This is a genomic window from Pseudomonas putida (genome assembly GCF_028682455.1).
Classification (GTDB): Bacteria; Pseudomonadota; Gammaproteobacteria; order Pseudomonadales; family Pseudomonadaceae; genus Aquipseudomonas; species Aquipseudomonas putida_AA.
The window spans coordinates 88,136-110,574 of sequence record NZ_JANHLD010000001.1; the positions used below are offsets into that span (position 1 = coordinate 88,136).

Consider the following 22,439-nt stretch of genomic DNA (forward strand, 5'->3'; position numbering starts at 1 on the left):
TGATGTCTGCACGCCTGCTCTATGTGATGGATCCGATGTGCTCCTGGTGCTGGGGGTTCGCCCCCGTGGCCCAGGCCCTGATCGCCCAGGCGCGTGACGCCGGGGTCGAAACCCACCTGGTGCCAGGTGGATTGCGCACAGGCAGCAGCGCGTTGGATGCATCGACCCGGGGCTACATCCTGGAGCATTGGCAGGCGGTCAACGAGGCAACGGGCCAACCCTTCACCCTTGAGGGCGCGATGCCGGACGGCTTTGTCTACGACACCGAACCTGCCTGCCGTGCCTTGGTGGCGGCCCGCGGCCTTGACCCGCAGCGCACCTGGGCCTTGCTTGGCGCGATCCAGCGAGCGTTCTACCAGGGTGGCGAAGACGTCACCCTTGCCCCGAAGCTGGTTGAGCTGGCCGTGCAGGCCGGTTTCGAGCGCTCGGCGTTTGCCGAGCGTTTTACCAGCACCGAAGTGCGGGCAGCCACTGCCGCCGACTTCACCTGGGTGCAGGATCTGGGAATCGCCGGCTTTCCCACCTTGCTTGCCGAGCGTAACGGGCAACTGGCCTTGCTGACCAATGGCTACCAGCCCCTGGACTCCCTGAGCCCACTGCTCGGACGCTGGCTACAGCAGGCCGCCTGTGCTTGACCTGCCAGGGTCGCCCGACCCTGTGCCGGGGCCTGCCCCCGCCGTTGCCGATCGTTTGAGCTGGGCGGAAATCCGCCGTCTGGCCCTGCACCATAAAAAAGCCCTGTGGATCGCCAATGGCGTCGCCGTATTGGCGGCACTGTGCAGTGTGCCCATTCCCTTGCTGTTGCCCCTGTTGGTGGATGAAGTCCTGCTGGGGCATGGCGACGCCGCGCTCAAGTGGATGAACCAGTTCCTCCCGGACAACTGGCAGGTGGCGGCGGGCTACATTGGCCTGATGTTGGTGGTGACCCTGGGGCTGCGGTGCGCCGCGCTGGCCTTCAACGTGGTCCAGGCCAAGTTGTTCGCGGGTCTTGCCAAGGACATCGTCTATCGCCTGCGTATTCGCCTGATCGAGCGGCTCAAGCGAATTTCCCTCAAGGAATATGAAAGCCTGGGCAGCGGTACGGTAACCACGCACCTGGTTACCGACCTGGATACCCTCGACAAATTCGTTGGCGAAACCCTGAGCCGCTTCCTGGTAGCGATGCTGACCCTGACCGGCACCGCCGGGATCCTGATCTGGATGCACTGGCAACTGGCGTTGCTGATCCTGTTGTTCAACCCCCTGGTGATCTTCGCCACGGTGCAGTTGGGCAAGCGGGTCAAGCACCTGAAGAAGCTGGAAAACGACAGTACTTCGCGCTTCACCCAGGCCCTCACGGAAACCCTGGATGCCATCCAGGAAATCCGTGCCAGCAATCGCCAGGGCTATTTTCTTGGGCGCCTGGGCATGCGTGCCCAGGAAGTACGCAACTATGCGGTCGCCTCGCAGTGGAAAAGCGATGCCAGTGGCCGGGCCAGTGGCCTGCTCTTCCAGTTCGGTATCGATATCTTCCGCGCTGCGGCAATGCTCACCGTGTTGTTCTCCGACCTGTCCATTGGCCAGATGCTGGCGGTGTTCAGCTACCTGTGGTTCATGATCGGCCCGGTCGAGCAATTGCTAAACCTGCAGTACGCCTATTATGCCGCCGGGGGTGCCCTGAGCCGGCTCAACGAGCTGCTGGCACGCGCCGATGAACCGCAGTATCCAGGAGGGGTAGACCCCTTCAAAGGGCGCGACACGGTGGGTATCGAGGTTCAGGGCTTGCGCTTTGCCTATGCCGATGAGCCGGTGCTCGACCAGTTGAACCTGTCGATCGCGCCAGGGGAGAAGGTGGCCATCGTCGGCGCCAGCGGCGGCGGCAAGAGTACCCTTGTGCAACTGTTGCTCGGCCTGTACAGCGCCCAGGCAGGCACCATTCGCTTTGGCGGCTCGACTCTGCAGGACATCGGCCTGGAAACCCTGCGTGAACATGTGGCGGTGGTGCTGCAGCATCCGTCGCTGTTCAACGACACCGTTCGCGCCAACCTGACCATGGGGCGCGACAGCAGCGACGAAGCCTGCTGGCAGGCACTCAATATCGCCCAACTCGATACCACCATCGCGGCCTTGCCCCATGGGCTCGATACCGTGGTCGGCCGCTCCGGCGTGCGGCTGTCGGGTGGCCAGCGCCAGCGCCTGGCAATTGCGCGGATGGTGCTGGCGGAGCCCAAGGTGGTGATTCTCGACGAGGCCACCTCGGCCCTGGATGCTGCCACCGAATACAACCTGCACCTGGCACTGACACGTTTTCTCAGTGCGCGCACCACGTTGATCATTGCCCACCGATTGTCGGCGGTGAAGCAGGCCGACCGTGTCCTGGTATTCGACGGTGGGCATGTGGCCGAGGATGGCGATCACCAGCAGTTGATCGCCGGTGGCGGCTTATACGCCAAGCTGTATGGGCATTTGCAACAGAGTTGAGAGTGCGCGGTATGTAATTGAGAAAAGCTCTCCAGATTCAATGGCAAATAGCCTAGGCTGTGGGGTTGTAGGTAGAGATTCATTCGGCTCTATGTGCAAGGGACCTCATGAAGCGAAATCGGACTCTCGAAGCACCACGGTTGTTGGGCATTATTTGGCCATTCGTTGCCGTGGTGCTGTTTCAGGCATTGCTGGGGAGCATCAGCCTTTACGCCTTGTCGGCAGTGCGCGGCTATGTGGCAGGGGAAAGCCTCTGGTCCAAGGGGCAGAAGGACGCCATCTACTACCTCACGCTGTACGCCGACAGCCGTGACGAGTCTGATTTTCGTAAATACCGCAGAGCGATTGCCGTGCCGCAGGGCGGGCACGAGCTGCGGGTGGCCCTGGATTTGCCTACCCCGGACCTGTATGCGGCGCGGCGCGGTATTCTGCAGGGAGGGAACCATCCCGACGACGTCTCCAGCCTGATCTGGTTGTATCTGAATTTTGGTCAAGTCAGCTACCTGAAAAAGGCCATAGCGCTGTGGGCGGAGGGTGACGGCTTTCTCAACCAGCTGGACGAAGTCGCCAGGCAAATGCACGAGGGCTTCCGTTCGGGCCTGGCCGATGCGCCCGCGGTGGCCCAGTGGAAGGCGCGCATTGCCGAGATCAACGAGGGGGTGGCCCCGGCAGCCCGGGCATTCAGCGACGCCTTGGGCGAAGGCTCGCGCATGCTTTTGCGGGTGTTGCTGCTGACCAACCTGGCGACCGCGCTGTTCCTGATCGCCCTGGCCTGGATGCGCTCCAGCAAGTTGCTTGCCCAGCGCCAGGCATTTGCCAGGGCCCTGGAGGTTGAGAAAGAGCGGGCGCAGGTCACCCTCGAGTCGATTGGCGACGGTGTGATTACCACCGATGTCGACGGCTGCATCGCCTACATGAACCCGGCGGCCGAGCAATTGACTCACTGGCACGCCGCCCAGGCCCAGGGGCTGCCGTTGGCAGCGCTGTTCAGTCTGCTCGATGAAAATGCCGAGAAAGATGGTCGGACGCTGCTCGAGCATGTGCTCAGCGGCGGCCTGAAGGGTGGGAGCGAGCACATCAAGCTGATCCAGCGGCTCGATGGCAGCACCGTGTCGGTGGCGTTGGTGGGGGCGCCGATCATGGCAGAAGGCAAGGTCAGCGGCATTGTGCTGGTATTGCATGACATGACCCAGGAGCGCCAGTACATCGCCAATCTGTCCTGGCAGGCAACCCATGATGCCCTGACCGGGTTGGCCAACCGCCGAGAGTTCGAGTACCGCCTGGAGCTGGCGCTCAATGCCCTGGCTCGCAAGCCGGCGCGCCATGCCTTGATCTTCCTGGACCTGGATCAGTTCAAGCTGGTGAACGACACCTGTGGGCATGCCGCGGGTGACGAGCTGCTGCGGCACATCTGCGCCGTGTTGCAGGCAGGGCTGCGTGAGGGCGACACCCTGGCCAGGCTCGGTGGCGACGAGTTCGGCATCCTGCTTGAAAATTGCCCGCAGGAGCAGGCCGAGCGTATCGCCGAAAGCCTGCGCCTGGCAGTGCAGAGCCTGCATTTTGTGTGGAAGGGGCGCCCGTTCATGACCACGGTGAGCATGGGACTGGTGCATATCACCCAGGCGCCGACCACACTGGAGGCCTCCCTGCGCGCCGCCGACATGGCTTGCTACATGGCCAAGGAGAAAGGCCGCAATCGGGTGCAGGTCTATCATGCCGATGACAGCGAGCTGTCCATGCGCTTTGGCGAGATGGCCTGGATCCAGCGCCTGCATGTGGCGCTGGAAGAGAACCGCTTTTGCCTGTATGCCCAGGAAATCGCCGCGCTCGGCTCCCATGGCGGGGCTGGCCACCTGGAGATCCTATTGCGCCTGCACGATGAAAGCGGGCGGATCATTCTGCCCGACAGCTTCATCCCGGCAGCCGAACGCTACGGGTTGATGACTGCGCTGGATCGCTGGGTGGTGCGCAGTGTGTTCCAGGTTATCCGCCAATGCCTCGATGAGCGCCGGGAAGGCCCGTTGGCCATGTGCGCGATCAACCTGTCGGGCAGTAGCATCGGCGACGACAAATTCCTCGAGTACCTCCGGCGTCTGTTTGGAGAGTTTGCCATTCCGCCGCATCTGATCTGCTTCGAAATCACCGAAACCAGTGCCATTGCCAACCTGGGCAGTGCCATTCGCTTTATCAACGAGCTCAAGGGACTGGGCTGTCGTTTCTCGCTGGATGACTTCTGCGCCGGAATGTCTTCCTTCGCTTACTTGAAGCACTTGCCTGTCGACTACTTGAAGATCGACGGCAGTTTCGTCAAGGACATGCTCGATGATCCGGTCAACCGGGCCATGGTGGAGGTGATCAACCATATCGGCCATGTCATGGGCAAGCGCACCATCGCCGAATTCGTCGAAACCCCGCTGATCGAACAGGCCCTGCAGGAAATAGGCGTCGATTACGCCCAGGGTTACCTGATCGAGCGGCCACAGGTGTTTACCTGCGATAGTCTTCGGCGCCAACGGATTGCGGCAAGGCCCCTGTTGTCTCGGGCACCAGGGGCCTTTCGCTGAGCATCTGCCAATAATCACAAGGAACAAGGAGCTGACAGTGATTGATGCGTTTATTCGAACCGGTCCATTGATGGAGGCCTCCAGCTATCCGCTCTGGGCTCAACAGTTGATCAGGGATTGTCATCAGAGCAAGCAGCGGGTGGTGGAGCACGAGCTGTACCAGCGCATGCGCGACGGCCGGCTCAGTAGTCGCACCATGCGCCAGTACCTGATCGGTGGCTGGCCGGTGGTGGAGCAGTTTTCCCTGTACATGGCCAAGAACCTGACCAAGACCCGCTACGCCCGCCATCCTGGAGAGGATATGGCGCGGCGTTGGCTGATGCGCAACATTCGCGTCGAGCTCAACCATGCCGACTACTGGCTGTACTGGAGCCAGGCGCATGGCGTCAGCCTGCAGGACCTGCAGGCCCAGGAGGTGCCTACCGAGCTCAACGCCTTGAGCGACTGGTGCTGGCATACCTGCGCTGCCGACTCGCTGGTTGTGGCTATCGCCGCGACCAACTATGCCATCGAAGGGGCGACCGGTGAGTGGTCGGCGGTGGTCTGCTCGACAGGTGTCTATGCCCAGGGTTTCCCGGAGGAGGGGCGCAAGCGCGCAATGAAGTGGCTGAAGATGCATGCCCAGTACGACGACTCCCACCCGTGGGAAGCACTGGAAATCGTCTGTACCCTGGCGGGCAACAATCCGCCGCAGGCATTGCAGGTCGAGCTGCGCCGGGCGATCTGCAAGAGCTACGACTATATGTATTTGTTCCTTGAGCGCTGCATGCAGCAGGAACAGCGCCAGCCCGCCCGGATCCAGGCGGAGCTGGCAGAGGGCTGAGCTTACTGGGCGTTGAACGCCTGGCCGTTGATGCCAGTGCTGTCCGGGCCCATCAGGTACAGGTAGACCGGCATGATCTGCTCTGGCAGCGGGTTGTTCTCCGGGTTTTCACCTGGATAAGCCTGGGCGCGCATGCTGGTGCGGGTGGCGCCCGGGTTGACGCTGTTGGCACGCACCGGCGCCACGCCTTCGAGCTCGTCGGCGAGGGTCTGCATCAGGCCTTCGGTGGCGAACTTCGATACTCCATAGGCCCCCCAGTAGGCGCGACCTTTGCGTCCGACGCTGCTCGAGGTGAAGATCACCGAGGCATCCTGGGACAGCTTGAGCAGCGGCAGCAGGGTGCTGGTGAGCATGAACATGGCATTTACGTTGATTTGCATGACGCGCATGAAGTTGTCGCCCGACAGCTGCTCCAGCGGCGTGCGCGGACCGATGATCGAGGCATTGTGCAGCAGGCCGTCGATATGGCCGAACTCGCTTTCGATCATGGCCGCCAGTTCGTCGTACTGGTGCGGCAGGGCCGTTTCCAGGTTGAAGGGAATTACGGCAGGCTTGGGGTGGCCGGCGGCTTCGATCTGGTCATAGACCTCGGCCAGGTTGCCTTCGGTCTTGCCCAGCAGCAGGACGGTTGCGCCATGCGCGGCATAGGCCTTGGCGGCAGCAGCGCCGATTCCGCGACCGGCGCCGGTGACCAGGATGGTCCGGCCCTTGAGCAGGTCGGGGCGGGCGGAGTAATCGAACATGGGGTTACCTCTTGAATTGTGGTGCCCATCGCGGGACAAGCCCGCTCCTGTATGTGGGAGCGGGCTTGTCCCGCGATGCTTTTATGAGTCAGCAGCCGCACAGTGCGCTATCAAGCACCTTGCGCAGCTCCAGCGGATGATCGACCACCACATCCGCGCCCCAGTTGTTGGGGTTGTCTTCTGGATGAATATAGCCGTAGCGCACCGCCGCGGTACGGGTGCCGGCATCGCGGCCCGACTCGATGTCGCGCAGGTCGTCGCCGACGAACAGGACGCTGGCCGGGTCCAGGTTGAGGGTCTTGCAGGCGAGGATCAGCGGCTCCGGGTCCGGCTTGCTGTTCTTCACGTGATCCGGGCAGATCAGCAGGGCCGAGCGTTCGGCCAGGCCCAGGCGCTGCATGATCGGCTCGGCAAAGCGTACCGGCTTGTTGGTCACCACGCCCCACAGCAGGTTGCCTTTCTCGATGTCGGCCAGAAGCTCCGCCATGCCGTCGAACAGTTTGCTGTGTACCGCGCAGTCGCGCTGGTAGCGCTCCAGGAACTCCAGGCGCAAGGCTTCGAATTCTGCCGCTTCTGGCTTGATGCCGAAGGTGACTTCGACCATGGCGCGGGCACCGCCCGAGATCACGTCGCGGATCCGCTGGTCGTCGATGGCAGGCAGGCCGCGATCGGCGAGCATGGCCTGGCAAATGGCGATGAAGTCCGGCGCCGTGTCGAGCAGGGTGCCGTCCATGTCGAAAAGTACTGCTCGCAAACGCATGTTCATTCCTCGCGCAGGGTCTGGATCATGTAGTTGACGTCAACGTCGCTGTTGAGCTTGTAGTGCTTGGTGAGCGGGTTGTAGGTCAGGCCGATGATGTCTTTGACGTTCAGCCCGGCCTCGCGGCTCCAGGCGCCCAGCTCCGAAGGGCGGATGAACTTCTTGAAGTCATGGGTGCCACGCGGCAGCAGCTTCATGATGTATTCGGCGCCGATGATCGCGAACAGGTAGGCCTTGGGGTTGCGGTTGATGGTCGAGAAGAACACCTGGCCGCCCGGCTTGACCATGCGGTAGCAGGCGCGGATGACCGAGGAAGGGTCGGGCACGTGCTCGAGCATTTCGAGGCAGGTGACCACGTCGAACTGCTCGGGCATTTCTTCGGCCAGGGCTTCGGCGGTGGTCTGGCGGTACTCGACCTGTACCCCGGATTCGAGCTGGTGCAACTGGGCGACGGCCAGGGGCGCTTCACCCATGTCGATACCGGTCACGGTGGCGCCGCGCAGGGCCATGGCTTCACTGAGGATGCCGCCGCCGCAGCCGACGTCGAGCACCTTCTTGCCGGCCAGCTTGACCCGCTCGTCGATCCAGTTGACCCGCAGCGGGTTGATGTCGTGCAGCGGCTTGAACTCGCTTTCGCGGTCCCACCAGCGGTGGGCCAGGGCTTCGAACTTGGCGATTTCGGCGTGGTCGACGTTGCTCATGGAACAGTCCTCTGAAACTCTGATAAAGGTGCTACGGGCTGGCAGTCCTGCTGCCAGCCGGTTATTCGGTACGTTCGCCGATCCGCTGGCCCCAGGCGCATGCCTTGGCATGCAGGACCTGTTCGTCCAGGCGGGTCAGGCGGCGCTCGTCAAGCAGTTGCTTGCCAGCGACCCAGACATGCTTCACGCAGTCGCGGTCACTGGCATAAATCAGTTGTGAGACCGGATCGTAGATCGGCTGTTGGGCCAGGCCCGACAGGTCGAAGGCGACCAGATCGGCGGCCTTGCCTGTTTCCAGGGAGCCAGTGACTTCGTCGAGTCCCAGTGCACGGGCACCATTGAGGGTGGCCATGCGCAATGCCCTGTGGGCATCAAGGGCGCTCGCCGACCCGGCCACGGCTTTGGCCAGCAAGGCTGCGGTACGGGTTTCGCCGAGCAGGTCGAGGTCGTTGTTGCTGGCCGCGCCATCGGTCCCCACCGCGACATTCACACCCGCTTGCCACAAGCGCTCGACAGGGCAAAAGCCGCTGGCCAGCTTGAGGTTGGATTCTGGGCAATGCACCACGCTGGTGTTGCTTTCTACCAGCAGGGCGAGGTCTTCGTCGCTGACCTGGGTCATGTGTACCGCCTGCAGGCGCGGCCCCAGCAAGCCCAGGCGGGCGAGGCGTGCCAGCGGGCGCTCGCCACGGGTGGCCAGGGATTGCTCCACTTCGAAGGCGGTTTCGTGGATGTGCATGTGGATCGGCGCGTCCAGCTCCTCGGCGATGACCCGGATTTTTTCCAGGTTCTCGTCGCTCACCGTATAGGGGGCATGTGGGCCCAGGGCGACGGTGATGCGGGGGTGGTGGCGCAGGTCGCCGAACAGCTCGACGCCCAGGTGCAGGCCTTCTTCGGTACTGCGTGCGCCGGGTATCGGAAAATCCAGCAACGGCACGGCGATTTGCGCGCGAATGCCGCTGTTGTGCACGCGCTCGCTGGCAATCTTGGGGAAGAAGTACATATCGGAGAAACAGGTGATGCCACCCTTGATCTGCTCGGCGATGGCCAGGTCGGTACCGTCGCGAACGAACGCTTCGTCGACCCAGCGACCTTCGGCCGGCCAGATGTGCTCTTCGAGCCAGGTCATCAGTGGCAGGTCATCGGCCAGGCCGCGGAACAGGGTCATGGCCGCATGGCCGTGGGCGTTGATCAGGCCGGGGCTGAGCAGACAGCCTGGCAGCTCTCGGGTTTCGCTGGCGACCAGGCGCTCGGCCTCGGCCCTGGGGCCGATGAACACAATCTGCCCCTCGCGGATGCCCAGGCCGTGATCCTTCAAAACCACTCCGGCAGGTTCGACAGGCACCAGCCAGGTAGGCAGGAGCAGCAAGTCGAGCGGCGTAGCGGGTTTGGGCATGGCAAGGTTTCCCTGGGGGGCTTGAGCTGAGGGCGAAGTATACCCGAGCGTCTGCGCCTGGGGCTCGCTATAATCGTCCGCTTTTGATGTCCGAATGACGGGGTGAGGCATGCGCGATCGACTACTGGCGGCAGAGAAGGTGAGCGCTATCGATTGGCGTGATGGCGTCCTGTACCTGCTTGATCAGCGCGCGTTGCCGTTCGAGCAGACCTGGCAGGCCTGTACCGATGCTGCCGAGGTGGCCCAGGCCATTCGTTCCATGACGGTGCGTGGTGCCCCCGCCATTGGTATCAGCGCGGCTTATGGGCTTGCCATGGCCGTGCGCCAGCGCCTGACGGAAGGCGATGACTGGGAGATGGCCCTGGAAGAGGATTTCGAGCTACTGGTGCAGGCGCGCCCCACTGGCGCCAACCTGTTCTGGGCCCTCAACCGCATGCGCGAGCGCTTGTTGCGCATCAAGGCGGGTGACGATGTGGCGGCGATCATGGCAGCCGAAGCAGTTGCTATCCATGACAGTGATCGCGAGGCCAACCTGACCATGGCCCAGATGGGCGTCGATCTGATTCGCAAGCACCAGGGCAACGAACAGGCCTTGCTGACCCATTGCAACACGGGGGCGCTGGCAACCGGTGGCTTCGGCACCGCGCTGGGCGTCATTCGAGCCGCCTTTATGGAAGGCATGGTCGAGCGGGTCTACGTCAACGAAACCCGACCCTGGCTGCAAGGTTCGCGCCTGACGGCCTGGGAGTTGGCCGGTGAGGGCATTGCAGTGACGGTCAATGCCGACTCCGCCGCGGCTCACCTGATGAAGACCAAGGGCATCACCTGGGTCATCGTCGGCGCCGATCGCATTGCCGCCAACGGCGACGTAGCCAACAAGATTGGCACCTACCAACTGGCCGTCAATGCCATGCACCACGGGGTTCGCTTCATGGTCGTGGCGTCGAGTTCGAGCATCGACATGAACCTGGAAAGTGGCGAGGACATCTTGCTGGAAGAGCGCAGTGGCAGTGAGCTGCTGGAGGTCGATGGCAAGCAGGTAGGGGCCGATGTGGATGCCTTCAATCCGGTATTCGATGTGACGCCAGCAGACCTTATCGATGTGATCGTGACCGAGAAGGGTGTCGTCGAGCGTCCAGATACGGTGAAGATGGCGCAGTTGATGTGTCGCAAGCGTTTGCATTGAGTCTTTTCCTTCGCTTGCGGCCCTGTTGTGGCGGCTAACGGGCGTTACTGACGAGCAGTAGGGTAGTAGTGCCGCACCCTACTCCCACCGTCTGGGCGATTGTGGTAACATCCGACGGTTTCCAAGGTGGCCCCGCGGGGCCGTCTTTACTGCGCAGATCCATGGCTTAACTCGTTGATTTGTCGTAAGTCGTTGCAAGGAGACACTTTGCAGCGGCGAGCTTCGTTCGTCCCATATGGATGTGACGAGGTTTCACCAGAAAAAGGAATCAGGCTTCTCATGGGCGAACTGGCCAAAGAAATCCTCCCGGTCAATATCGAAGACGAACTGAGACAGTCCTACCTCGACTACGCGATGAGCGTCATTGTCGGGCGTGCACTGCCCGATGCGCGTGATGGCTTGAAGCCCGTGCATCGCCGCGTTCTGTATGCGATGAGTGAACTGGGTAACGACTGGAACAAACCGTACAAGAAATCCGCCCGTGTGGTCGGTGACGTGATCGGTAAGTACCACCCGCACGGTGATACCGCGGTCTACGACACCATCGTCCGTATGGCGCAGCCGTTCTCGCTGCGCTATCTGCTGGTCGACGGCCAGGGCAACTTCGGTTCGGTGGACGGCGACAACGCCGCGGCCATGCGATACACCGAAGTGCGCATGACCAAGCTGGCCCATGAGTTGCTGGCTGACCTGCACAAGGAAACCGTCGACTGGGTGCCCAACTACGACGGCACCGAGCAGATCCCGGCGGTCATGCCAACCAAGATCCCCAACCTGCTGGTCAACGGCTCCAGCGGTATTGCCGTGGGCATGGCGACCAATATTCCGCCGCACAACCTCGGTGAGGTCATCGATGGTTGCCTGGCGCTGATCGACAACGCCGACATCACGGTCGATGAACTGATGCAGTTCATCCCGGGACCGGACTTCCCGACGGCCGCCATCATCAACGGTCGCCAGGGCATCATCGAGGCTTATCGCACCGGTCGTGGCCGCATCTACATGCGCGCTCGCTCCACCGTCGAAGACATCGACAAGGTCGGTGGCCGCCAGCAGATCGTCGTCACCGAGCTGCCTTACCAGCTGAACAAGGCGCGCTTGATCGAGAAGATCGCCGAGCTGGTCAAGGAAAAGAAACTCGAAGGTATCACCGAGCTGCGCGACGAGTCCGACAAAGATGGCATGCGCATAGTCATCGAGCTGCGTCGTGGCGAGGTTCCTGAGGTCATCCTCAACAACCTCTACGCCCAGACCCAGCTGCAGAGCGTCTTCGGCATCAACATCGTTGCCCTGATCGATGGGCGTCCGCGGGTGCTGAACCTCAAGGACCTGCTCGAGGCGTTCGTTCGTCACCGCCGTGAAGTGGTCACCCGCCGTACCGTATTCGAGCTGCGCAAGGCCCGTGAGCGTGGCCATATCCTTGAAGGCCAGGCGGTAGCCCTGTCCAACATCGATCCGGTCATCGCCCTGATCAAGGCCTCGCCGACACCGTCCGAAGCCAAGGAAGCGCTGATCAGCACGCCTTGGGAATCCAGCGCCGTGCAGGTGATGGTCGAGCGCGCCGGTGCCGACTCCTGCCGTCCGGAAAACCTCGACGAGCAGTACGGCCTGCGCAATGGCAAGTACTTCCTTTCGCCGGAACAGGCCCAGGCCATCCTTGACCTGCGCCTGCACCGCCTGACCGGTCTTGAGCACGAGAAGCTGCTGGCCGAGTACCAGGAGATCCTCAACCAGATCGGCGAGCTGATTCGCATCCTAAGCAGCGCCGAGCGCCTGATGGAAGTGATCCGCGAAGAGCTGGAACTGATTCGTGCCGAGTACGGCGATGTGCGTCGCACCGAGATTCTCGATGCGCGCCTGGACCTGACCCTGGGTGACATGATTCCGGAAGAAGACCGGGTCGTGACCATCTCCCACGGCGGTTACGCCAAGACCCAGCCGCTGGCCGCCTACCAGGCCCAGCGTCGCGGCGGTAAAGGCAAGTCGGCCACTGGCGTCAAGGACGAGGACTACATTTCGCACCTGCTGGTAGCCAACAGCCACACCACGCTGCTGCTGTTCTCCAGCAAGGGCAAGGTGTACTGGCTCAAGACCTATGAAATTCCCGAAGCCTCCCGTGCCGCGCGTGGACGACCGCTGGTCAACCTGTTGCCGCTGGACGAGGGCGAGTACATCTCGACCATGTTGCCGGTCGAGGAATACACCGAAGGTCACTTCATCTTCATGGCGACAGCCAACGGTACCGTGAAGAAGACTCCGCTGGAGTCCTTCAGTCGCCAGCGCAGCGTCGGCCTGATCGCCCTGGAGCTGGATGAAGGCGACGTATTGATTTCTGCCGCCATCACCGATGGCGAGCGTGAGGTCATGTTGTTCTCCGACGCCGGCAAGGTCACCCGCTTCAAGGAGTCCGACGTTCGCGCCATGGGCCGTACAGCCCGCGGTGTACGCGGCATGCGCCTGGCCGAAGGCCAAAAGCTGATCTCCATGATCATTCCGGAAGAGGGTAGCCAGATCCTCACCGCGTCCGAGCGTGGCTACGGCAAGCGTACCGAAATCGGCGAGTTCCCCGAGTACAAACGTGGTGGCCAGGGCGTTATCGCCATGGTCAGCAACGAGCGTAACGGTCGCCTGGTCGGTGCCGTACAGGTGCAGGATGGTGAGGAAATCATGCTGATTTCCGACCAGGGCACCCTGGTTCGTACCCGCGTCGGCGAGGTCTCCAGCCTGGGTCGCAACACCCAGGGTGTAACCCTGATCAAGCTGGCCAGCGACGAGACCCTGGTGGGTCTGGAGCGTGTCCAGGAGCCATCCGAAGAGGAAGGCGACGAGGATTACGAAGGCGATGCCGACACCGTCGAGGCACCAGAGGCTCAGGCCGCTGGCGACGAAGAGGCGCCGCAGGAATAAACAACGCAGTAGCGCAACCCTGGTGGGGTGGTCGTGATGGCGCCGCAATAGCGCCGTCCGGCCTGCTCCACGGACATCAAGAGCAGAGCGAGAGTGGATGTGAGCAAACGAGCCTTTAACTTCTGCGCAGGCCCTGCTGCGCTCCCTGACGCTGTACTGCAGCGTGCCCAGGCCGAAATGCTGGACTGGCATGGCAAGGGCTTGTCCGTGATGGAGATGAGCCACCGTAGCGACGACTACGTGGCGATCGCCGAAAAGGCCGAGCAGGACCTGCGTGACCTGTTGTCCGTTCCCGCCAACTACAAAGTGTTGTTCCTGCAGGGCGGGGCGAGCCAACAGTTCGCTGAAATTCCGTTGAACCTGCTGCCTGAGAATGGCACTGCCGACTATATCGAAACCGGTATCTGGTCGAAAAAAGCCATCGAGGAAGCCCGTCGCTTCGGCAACATCAACGTCGCCGCCAGCGCCAAGGCGTATGACTACCTGGCTATCCCTGGTCAGAACGAGTGGAACCTCACCCCCAACGCAGCCTACGTACACTACGCCTCGAACGAGACGATCGGTGGCCTGGAGTTCGACTGGGTACCGCAGACCGGTGACGTACCGCTGGTGGTCGATATGTCGTCGGACATCCTGTCTCGCCCGATCGACGTTTCCGATTTCGGCTTGATCTATGCTGGCGCGCAGAAGAACATCGGTCCGAGCGGCCTGGTGGTAGTCATTGTTCGCGAAGACCTTCTCGGCCGCGCGCGCAGCAGTTGCCCGACCATGCTCGACTACAAGGTCGCCGCCGACAATGGTTCGATGTACAACACCCCGGCTACCTATTCCTGGTACCTCTCGGGCCTCGTTTTCGAGTGGCTGAAGGAGCAGGGTGGTGTCGAGGCGATGGAGCAGCGCAACCGCGCCAAGAAAGACCGCCTGTACGGTTTCATCGACAGCAGCGATTTCTACACCAACCCGATCAGCGTCAATGCCCGTTCGTGGATGAACGTGCCGTTCCGCCTGGCCGATGAGCGCCTGGACAAGGCCTTCCTCGCTGGTGCCGATGCCCGCGGCCTGCTCAACCTCAAGGGCCATCGCTCGGTGGGTGGCATGCGTGCCTCCATCTATAACGCGCTGGGCCTGGATGCCGTGGAGGCGCTGGTTGCCTACATGGCTGAATTCGAGAAGGAGCACGGCTGATGTCGGAGCAGGAACTCAAGGCGCTGCGGGTGCGCATTGACAGCCTCGACGAGAAGATTCTCGAGCTGATCAGTGACCGTGCCCGCTGCGCCCAGGAAGTGGCGCGGGTCAAAATGGCCGAGCTGCCAGCCGGTGAAGAGCCGATTTTCTATCGGCCTGAGCGTGAAGCTCAGGTGCTCAAGCGAGTCATGCAGCGCAATCAGGGGCCGCTGGGCAATGAAGAGATGGCGCGGTTGTTCCGTGAAATCATGTCTTCGTGCCTGGCCCTTGAGCAGCCGCTCAAGGTCGCTTACTTGGGGCCCGAGGGTACCTTCACCCAGGCTGCGGCGATGAAACACTTCGGTCACGCTGTGATCAGCAAGCCGATGGCAGCGATCGACGAAGTGTTCCGTGAAGTGGCGGCCGGTGCTGTCAACTTTGGCGTGGTCCCGGTAGAGAACTCTACTGAAGGTGCGGTCAACCACACCCTGGACAGCTTCCTTGAGCACGACATGGTCATCTGCGGCGAAGTCGAGCTGCGTATTCACCACCACCTGTTGGTGGGCGAGAACACCAAGACCGACAGCATCAGCCGTATCTACTCCCACGCCCAGTCGTTGGCCCAGTGCCGCAAGTGGCTGGACGCGCACTATCCCAACGTCGAGCGTGTTGCTGTGTCGAGCAATGCCGAGGCTGCCAAGCGCGTCAAGGGTGAGTGGAATTCGGCGGCGATCGCCGGCGATATGGCAGCAGGCCTGTATGGCTTGACCCGTCTGGCCGAGAAGATCGAAGACCGCCCCGACAACTCCACGCGCTTCTTGATGATTGGTAACCAGGAAGTACCGCCGACCGGTGACGACAAGACGTCGATCATCGTTTCGATGAGCAACAAGCCAGGTGCCTTGCACGAGTTGCTGGTGCCGTTTCACCAGAATGGCATCGACCTGACGCGTATCGAAACTCGTCCTTCGCGCAGCGGCAAATGGACCTATGTGTTCTTCATCGACTTCATGGGGCATTACCGTGATCCGCTGATCAAGGCCGTGCTGGAGCAAATCAGCCAGGAAGCCGTGGCCCTCAAGGTGTTGGGCTCGTATCCCAAAGCGGTGCTTTGAGGCAATGCGTGGTGAACAAGCAGTTTTGAACAGGGTCCAGCTCCGTGGTTGAACATGTGGTAAGCAAGGTCGAGCCGATCATTGGCAGGCTGGTGGTAGTCGGGCTGGGGCTCATCGGTGGCTCCTTCGCCAAGGGGCTGCGAGAGAGCGGCTTGTGCCGTGAGGTGGTCGGTGTAGACCTGGATCCGCAGTCGCGCAAGGCGGCGGTGGAGCTGGGTGTGGTCGATCGCTGCGAAGAAGACCTTGCCGCTGCCTGCGAGGGGGCCGACGTCATCCAGTTGGCAGTGCCGATCCTGGCCATGGAAAAGCTGCTGGCTCGCCTGGCCCAGCTTGATCTGGGGCGTGCGGTGCTGACGGATGTCGGGAGCGCCAAGGGCAATGTGGTGCGCGCCGCTCGCGAGGCCTTTGCCGAGCGACTGGCTTGCTTCGTGCCCGGCCATCCGATTGCCGGCTCCGAGCAGAGCGGGGTGGAAGCTTCCAATACCGCATTGTTCCGTCGCCACAAAGTCATTCTTACCCCGTTGGCGGAAACCGATCCGTCGGCCCTGGCCCTGGTCGACCGACTTTGGCGCGCCCTGGAGGCGGATGTCGAGCACATGCAGGTCGAGCGCCACGACGAAGTGCTGGCGGCGACCAGTCATCTGCCGCACCTGCTGGCCTTTGGCTTGGTCGACTCGTTGGCCAAGCGCAATGAAAACCTGGATATCTTCCGTTACGCTGCCGGGGGGTTCCGCGATTTTACAAGAATCGCTGGAAGCGACCCGGTCATGTGGCATGACATCTTTCTCGCCAACCGCGAAGCTGTCCTGCGCACACTGGATACATTTCGCAGTGACCTCGACGCCTTGCGCGACGCGGTCGATGCAGGGGATGGGCACCAATTGCTGGGCGTCTTTACGCGCGCCCGGGTTGCCCGCGAGCATTTCAGCAAAATCCTGGCCCGTCGGGCCTATGTGGACGCTATGAACTCCAACGACCTGATTTTCCTGGCAAATCCTGGTGGCCAACTGTCTGGCCGTATTCGCGTACCAGGCGACAAATCGATTTCACATCGCTCGATCATGCTGGGCTCCCTGGCCGAAGGCACTACCGAAGTCGAAGGTTTCCTTGAAGGTGAAGACGCCCTGGCGACCCTGCAAGCGTTCCGTGACATGGGTGTGGTCATCGAGGGGCCGCATCATGGTCGCGTGACCATTCACGGTGTAGGCCTCAATGGCCTCAAGCCGCCGCCGGGCCCGATCTACCTGGGTAACTCCGGTACCTCCATGCGCCTGCTGTCCGGCTTGCTGGCTGCCCAACCGTTCGATACCGTGATGACTGGCGATGCGTCGCTGTCCAAGCGGCCGATGAACCGCGTTGCCAACCCGCTGCGGGAGATGGGCGCAGTCATCGAAACGGCGGCCGAGGGTCGTCCGCCGATGACCATCCGCGGTGGTCACGCGCTCAAGGCGCTGACCTATACGCTGCCGATGGCCAGTGCCCAGGTGAAGTCCTGCCTGCTGCTGGCGGGGCTGTACGCCGAAGGCAAGACCACCGTCACAGAGCCTGCGCCGACTCGCGATCATACCGAGCGTATGCTGCGCGGCTTCGGTTACAGCGTGAAAGTTGATGGTCCTACCGCCTCTCTCGAGTCGGGCGGCAAGTTGACTGCAACCCATATCGAAGTACCGGCAGATATCTCCTCCGCGGCGTTCTTCCTTGTTGCGGCGTCGATTGCCCAGGGCTCGGAGCTGGTGCTGGAGCACGTGGGTATCAACCCGACGCGTACCGGTGTGATTGATATCCTGCGCCTGATGGGCGGTGATATCACCCTGGAGAACCAGCGCGAAGTGGGCGGTGAGCCGGTTGCCGACCTGCGTGTGCGGGGAGCCAAGCTCAAGGGTATCGAGATTCCCGAGCACCTGGTGCCGTTGGCCATCGACGAGTTCCCAGTATTGTTCGTGGCTGCTGCGTGCGCTGAAGGCCGTACCGTGCTGCGTGGTGCAGAAGAGCTGCGGGTCAAGGAGTCCGATCGGATCCAGGTCATGGCTGATGGCCTGCTGACCCTGGGTGTGAAGTGCGAGCCGACTCCGGACGGTATTATCATTGACGGCGGCCCAATCGGTGGCGGCGAAGTGCACGGGCATGGCGACCATCGAATCGCCATGGCGTTCAGCGTGGCCTCGCTGCGCGCTACTGCGCCGATCCGCATCCACGACTGCGCCAATGTCGCTACTTCCTTCCCGAACTTCCTGGCTTTGTGTGCCGAGGTCGGGATTCGTGTTGCAGAAGAGGGCAAGTCGTGAACCTGAAAGCGCCAGTCATTACCATCGACGGTCCAAGTGGTTCGGGCAAGGGTACCGTCGCTGGTCTTTTGGCACGTGAGCTGGGCTGGCGATTGCTGGACTCGGGAGCGCTGTATCGTTTGCTGGCCTTTGCTGCCAGCAACCATGGCGTCGATCTGACCAACGAAGAGCTGCTGGTGAAACTGGCTGCGCACCTGGATGTGCAGTTCATCGCCGCAGAGCCCGGCAAGTTGCAGCAGATCATTCTTGAGGGTGAGGATGTCAGCAACGTCATTCGCACTGAGACGGTAGGGGCCGGTGCTTCTCAGGTTGCCGCGCTGCCTGCGGTGCGCGATGCCTTGCTGCAGCGCCAGCGGGCATTCCAGGAAGCGCCGGGTCTGATTGCCGACGGCCGGGACATGGGGACGGTTGTCTTCCCGGATGCGCCGCTGAAGGTATTTCTGACCGCCAGCGCCGAGGAGCGTGCCCGTCGCCGTTACTTGCAGTTGAAGGGCAAAGGCGAAGATGTTAGTCTGTCGAGTCTGCTAGATGAGATTCGTGCGCGCGATGAGCGCGACACCCAGCGTGCAGTGGCCCCGCTCAAGCCGGCGGCCGATGCAATCCAGCTGGATTCCACGGAGTTGTCCATCGAGCAGGTGCTGGAACGTATCAAGAGCGAGATCGCACTGCGCGATATCGCCTGATAACCAGGGAAGCAAGCAGGGGCACCAGTCAACGTCCTGCTGGCTTTCCTTTTAAATGAACGAAACCCACATTGTCTGGAATGTGGCTGATGGGCGTATGTCTCGCCCTAATCTACAGGAATTAAAATGAGCGAAAGCTTTGCAGAACTCTTTGAAGAAAGCCTGAAAACCCTCAATCTTCAGCCGGGTGCGATCATCACCGGTATCGTTGTCGACATCGACGGCGACTGGGTTACCGTACACGCTGGCCTGAAGTCCGAGGGCGTCATCCCGCTCGAGCAGTTCTACAACGAAGCTGGCGAGCTGACCATCAAGGTCGGTGACGAAGTTCACGTTGCGCTGGACGCGGTCGAAGACGGCTTTGGCGAAACCAAACTGTCCCGTGAAAAAGCCAAGCGCGCCGAGTGCTGGATTGTTCTGGAAGCAGCTTTCGCCGCCGAAGAAGTGGTCAAGGGCGTTATCAACGGTAAGGTTAAAGGCGGCTTCACTGTCGACGTTAACGGTATCCGTGCGTTCCTGCCGGGCTCCCTGGTTGATGTCCGCCCAGTGCGCGACACCACCCACCTGGAAGGCAAAGAGCTGGAATTCAAGGTCATCAAGCTGGACCAGAAGCGCAACAACGTTGTCGTTTCCCGTCGCAGCGTCCTGGAAGCCGAAAACAGCGCCGAGCGCGAAGCTCTGCTGGAATCGCTGCAGGAAGGCCAGCAAGTCAAGGGTATCGTCAAGAACCTCACCGACTACGGCGCATTCGTGGACCTGGGCGGCGTCGATGGCCTGCTGCACATCACCGACATGGCCTGGAAGCGTATCAAGCATCCATCGGAAATCGTCAACGTTGGCGATGAGATCGATGTCAAGGTTCTGAAGTACGATCGCGAGCGTAACCGTGTATCCCTGGGTCTGAAGCAACTGGGTGAAGACCCATGGGTTGCTATCAAGGCTCGTTACCCAGAAAGCACCCGCGTAATGGCGCGTGTAACCAACCTGACCGACTACGGCTGCTTCGCAGAGCTGGAAGAAGGCGTGGAAGGCCTGGTACACGTTTCCGAAATGGACTGGACCAACAAGAACATCCATCCTTCGAAAGTCGTACAAGTCGGCGACGAAGTGGAAGTCATGGTTCTGGACATCGACGAAGAGCGTCGTCGTATCTCCCTGGGCATCAAGCAGTGCAAGTCGAACCCATGGGAAGACTTCTCTGGCCAGTTCAACAAGGGCGACAAGATCTCCGGCACCATCAAGTCGATCACCGATTTCGGTATCTTCATTGGTCTGGACGGCGGCATCGACGGCCTGGTTCACCTGTCGGACATCTCCTGGAACGAAGTCGGCGAAGAAGCCGTACGTCGCTTCAAGAAGGGCGACGAGCTGGACACCGTCATCCTGTCTGTTGATCCAGAGCGTGAGCGTATCTCGCTGGGCATCAAGCAGCTGGAAAGCGATCCGTTCTCCGAGTACGTTCAAGCGAACGACAAGGGTGCAATCGTTAAGGGTGTTGTAAAAGAAGTTGACGCCAAAGGCGCCATCATCACCCTGGCCGACGACATCGAAGCCACTCTGAAAGCTTCCGAAATCAGCCGTGACCGCGTTGAAGACGCGCGTAACGTCCTGAAGGAAGGCGAAGAGATCGAAGCCAAGATCATCAGCGTCGACCGCAAGAGCCGCGTGATCAGCCTCTCCATCAAGTCGAAAGACGATGCTGAAGAGCGTGAAGCTATCCAGAGCCTGAAAGAAACTGCTCCGGAAGCTGCTGCTGACACCACCATGGCCGCGCTGCTGCGTCAGGCAATGGCCAAACAGAACTAAGTTCTGCTTGGATAAAAAAAGGGCGACTTCGGTCGCCCTTTTTTGTGCCTGGCATTTGGCTGCGCCAGGTTTGAGGTCCAGGCTGTAACCCTTGTGGTGGCTGGGTTTGATGGCAAATCATGCTGTAGGGCATGAACTCCCTGTTGGAGGGTGAAGCAAGCATCCTTGGCTAAGCCAATAACCGCCCTGTTCAAATCCCTCAAGCCATGCTAAAAACAAGGAAGCAATGATCTAGCTGCTTGATAAAGAAGGGAAAAATATGACGAAGTCAGAGCTGATCGAACGTATTGTCACCCATCAAGGGTTGCTCTCGTCCAAGGATGTGGAGCTAGCCATCAAGACTATGCTTGAACAAATGTCGCAGTGCCTTGCGACCGGAGATCGCATCGAGATCCGTGGTTTTGGCAGTTTTTCGCTGCACTATCGGGCTCCGCGCGTAGGGCGCAACCCGAAGACCGGCCAGTCAGTTAGCCTGGATGGCAAGTTTGTACCGCACTTCAAGCCGGGGAAGGAGTTGCGGGATCGGGTGAATGAAGATGAAGAACACAAGGCTTGATAGCGTTGTGTATAGGAGGGGTTTGTGAAGAGTTTTAAGCGGTTTTTGCTTGCCTTGTTCTTAATAGTTATTGTTGTTGGGGGCTTGGTATTTGTTTTGGAAAATCAACAGTTAGTGACATTGGTTTTCCTAGGTTGGTCACTGCCACAGCTTCCTGTTTCGGTGTTCGTGCTGTTGGCGCTGCTGGTTGGGTTGGCGATTGGGCCGATTTTAGGTCTGATTGCGTCGAAGCGACGTCTCATATAAATGTCGGGCGCGCGATGTCGGTGCCATTGGTCGACTGATCTTGGCTAAAAAGACACCTGCTAGCGAACTGGCTCAGCGTAATCAGCTCTTTGGTTGGTGCCCTGTGGGTTGTCCGTCGTGCTGAGCGATTTGTTCTGATCTGGTGCGCCATCGACGACAATCTCCAGTCGGTAGTCGATAAGCTGAGTGAAGATAAAAGGCGAGCAAGCATTCGACCAGGTCGCAAACGATTGAGCTGCAGTAGCTGATTCTCAATGAGCGTGCCGAGCAAGCGCGGCTGCTCAAGAGCTCAATAGCACAGGGGGGCGGCAGCAGTCATTGTCCATAGCGGATTGCAGAACGTGCAATGGGCGCCTGTGGTACAGTTCCATGCTGGCCAGCCGAAAGAGCTGCGTAGGTTGGTCGGGAAGGGAGGAACTCATAGAGCAAGTCCCCCTCTACACATGGTCAAAGCCTTCGGGCGAAGCTCCGCGCGCTTACTGGTTAATGACGATGCTTTACCCTGTGCCGGTTATTGCCTGCTAGCGGGGCTGAGTGAGACGACCAGAAATGTAGAAAAACTGACGGGAAAAGGAAAAGAAGAATCTATGCCCAACGAGCTTGAGCGCCTGAATGGCAGTGACGAGGTGAGTTTCCTGGAGCTGGCTGAGGGGCTCTGGAAGTATAGAGTGCTGATCTTATCGACGGCTTTGCTCATAACTGGGCTGGCGATGGCTTATGCCTTCCTGACTACGCCAATCTATCAGGCTCGAGTCCTTGTCCAGCCTCCCACTCAGGATGACATTTCGCAACTAAACTACGGTCGGGGTGGGGACAGTGGTTTCGAGAAGCTGACCTCCAAAAAAAGGGTATTCATAAAAGGTTGTTGATGGTCTCCCGACTCTCCGTTGCTACAACTGCTTTTTGATTTCGAGAAAAGATGTTGACAGTCATGGGGCAAGGCGTTAGAGTTCATCTCAGGTGCTGAACACACCTCTCTAGGCGGAAGCCGCTCCCGAAAGTCAAAGCGGCTTTTTCACGTCCGTAGGTTTTGCGCTGCCTTCCAAT

The 22,439-nt window shown here is 60.8% G+C and carries 18 protein-coding genes; 14 read left to right on the forward strand and 4 right to left on the reverse strand.

Features of this window, described 5'->3' with window-relative positions:
- Window positions 1-2 precede the first annotated feature (2 nt).
- The 4 genes from NPS58_RS00425 (at window position 3) to NPS58_RS00440 (ending at window position 5,847) form a co-directional block, all read left to right on the forward strand.
- A complete protein-coding gene (locus NPS58_RS00425; protein ID WP_274112651.1) occupies window positions 3-635 on the forward strand; it encodes a DsbA family protein in 633 nt (210 codons plus the stop codon).
- Window positions 628-2,460: an ABC transporter ATP-binding protein gene (locus NPS58_RS00430; protein WP_274112653.1), complete on the forward strand. Its 1,833-nt coding sequence runs from the start codon at window positions 628-630 to the stop codon at window positions 2,458-2,460. The genes NPS58_RS00425 and NPS58_RS00430 overlap by 8 nt, the downstream gene beginning before the upstream one ends.
- A 107-nt stretch (window positions 2,461-2,567) precedes the next feature.
- Window positions 2,568-5,024, forward strand: coding sequence for an EAL domain-containing protein (locus NPS58_RS00435; RefSeq protein WP_274112655.1), 2,457 nt, complete (start codon window positions 2,568-2,570; stop codon window positions 5,022-5,024).
- Window positions 5,025-5,094: 70 nt separating this feature from the next.
- Window positions 5,095-5,847 carry a TenA family transcriptional regulator gene (locus NPS58_RS00440; protein WP_425313042.1) on the forward strand — a complete coding sequence of 251 codons (753 nt, stop codon included), beginning with the start codon at window positions 5,095-5,097 and terminating at the stop codon, window positions 5,845-5,847.
- A 2-nt stretch (window positions 5,848-5,849) separates the two neighbouring features.
- Here NPS58_RS00440 and NPS58_RS00445 read toward each other — a convergent pair whose 3' ends face one another.
- The 4 genes from NPS58_RS00445 to NPS58_RS00460 all read right to left on the reverse strand — a co-directional run bounded on the left by NPS58_RS00445 (window position 5,850) and on the right by NPS58_RS00460 (window position 9,444).
- On the reverse strand, window positions 5,850-6,590 hold the full coding sequence (locus tag NPS58_RS00445; RefSeq protein ID WP_274112659.1) for a YciK family oxidoreductase: 741 nt from the start codon (window positions 6,588-6,590) through the stop codon (window positions 5,850-5,852).
- A gap of 88 nt (window positions 6,591-6,678) precedes the next feature.
- Window positions 6,679-7,350 (reverse strand): N-acetylmuramic acid 6-phosphate phosphatase MupP, encoded by a 672-nt coding sequence (gene mupP / locus NPS58_RS00450; protein WP_274112661.1) that lies wholly within the window; start codon window positions 7,348-7,350, stop codon window positions 6,679-6,681.
- Window positions 7,351-7,352: 2 nt separating this feature from the next.
- On the reverse strand, window positions 7,353-8,051 hold the full coding sequence (gene ubiG, locus NPS58_RS00455) for a bifunctional 2-polyprenyl-6-hydroxyphenol methylase/3-demethylubiquinol 3-O-methyltransferase UbiG (protein WP_274112663.1): 699 nt from the start codon (window positions 8,049-8,051) through the stop codon (window positions 7,353-7,355).
- A gap of 61 nt (window positions 8,052-8,112) precedes the next feature.
- Window positions 8,113-9,444 (reverse strand): TRZ/ATZ family hydrolase, encoded by a 1,332-nt coding sequence (locus NPS58_RS00460; RefSeq protein WP_274112664.1) that lies wholly within the window; start codon window positions 9,442-9,444, stop codon window positions 8,113-8,115.
- A 109-nt stretch (window positions 9,445-9,553) separates the two neighbouring features.
- On the opposite strand from NPS58_RS00460, the gene mtnA reads away from it, so the two are divergent.
- The 10 genes from mtnA (at window position 9,554) to NPS58_RS00510 (ending at window position 22,261) form a co-directional block, all read left to right on the forward strand.
- A complete protein-coding gene (gene mtnA / locus NPS58_RS00465; protein ID WP_274112666.1) occupies window positions 9,554-10,630 on the forward strand; it encodes an S-methyl-5-thioribose-1-phosphate isomerase in 1,077 nt (358 codons plus the stop codon).
- Window positions 10,631-10,909: 279 nt separating this feature from the next.
- Window positions 10,910-13,537 carry a DNA gyrase subunit A gene (gyrA, locus tag NPS58_RS00470; RefSeq protein ID WP_274112667.1) on the forward strand — a complete coding sequence of 876 codons (2,628 nt, stop codon included), beginning with the start codon at window positions 10,910-10,912 and terminating at the stop codon, window positions 13,535-13,537.
- Between the two features lie 99 nt (window positions 13,538-13,636).
- Window positions 13,637-14,722 carry a 3-phosphoserine/phosphohydroxythreonine transaminase gene (gene serC, locus NPS58_RS00475; protein WP_274112668.1) on the forward strand — a complete coding sequence of 362 codons (1,086 nt, stop codon included), beginning with the start codon at window positions 13,637-13,639 and terminating at the stop codon, window positions 14,720-14,722.
- Window positions 14,722-15,816, forward strand: a complete 1,095-nt coding sequence (gene pheA, locus NPS58_RS00480) for a prephenate dehydratase (protein ID WP_274112669.1) — start codon at window positions 14,722-14,724, stop codon at window positions 15,814-15,816. The genes serC and pheA overlap by 1 nt, the downstream gene beginning before the upstream one ends.
- Window positions 15,817-15,860: 44 nt before the next feature.
- Window positions 15,861-18,101, forward strand: coding sequence for a bifunctional prephenate dehydrogenase/3-phosphoshikimate 1-carboxyvinyltransferase (locus NPS58_RS00485; RefSeq protein ID WP_274112670.1), 2,241 nt, complete (start codon window positions 15,861-15,863; stop codon window positions 18,099-18,101).
- Window positions 18,098-18,784 carry a (d)CMP kinase gene (cmk, locus tag NPS58_RS00490; protein ID WP_274112671.1) on the forward strand — a complete coding sequence of 229 codons (687 nt, stop codon included), beginning with the start codon at window positions 18,098-18,100 and terminating at the stop codon, window positions 18,782-18,784. The genes NPS58_RS00485 and cmk overlap by 4 nt, the downstream gene beginning before the upstream one ends.
- Window positions 18,785-18,910: 126 nt before the next feature.
- Window positions 18,911-20,590 (forward strand): 30S ribosomal protein S1, encoded by a 1,680-nt coding sequence (gene rpsA / locus NPS58_RS00495; protein WP_028943677.1) that lies wholly within the window; start codon window positions 18,911-18,913, stop codon window positions 20,588-20,590.
- A 259-nt stretch (window positions 20,591-20,849) separates the two neighbouring features.
- Window positions 20,850-21,146: an integration host factor subunit beta gene (gene ihfB / locus NPS58_RS00500; RefSeq protein WP_274112674.1), complete on the forward strand. Its 297-nt coding sequence runs from the start codon at window positions 20,850-20,852 to the stop codon at window positions 21,144-21,146.
- Window positions 21,147-21,170: 24 nt separating this feature from the next.
- Complete coding sequence (locus NPS58_RS00505) at window positions 21,171-21,392, forward strand: lipopolysaccharide assembly protein LapA domain-containing protein (protein ID WP_274112676.1); 222 nt, start codon at window positions 21,171-21,173, stop codon at window positions 21,390-21,392.
- 443 nt (window positions 21,393-21,835) lie between these two features.
- Complete coding sequence (locus NPS58_RS00510) at window positions 21,836-22,261, forward strand: Wzz/FepE/Etk N-terminal domain-containing protein (protein WP_274112678.1); 426 nt, start codon at window positions 21,836-21,838, stop codon at window positions 22,259-22,261.
- Window positions 22,262-22,439 lie beyond the last annotated feature (178 nt).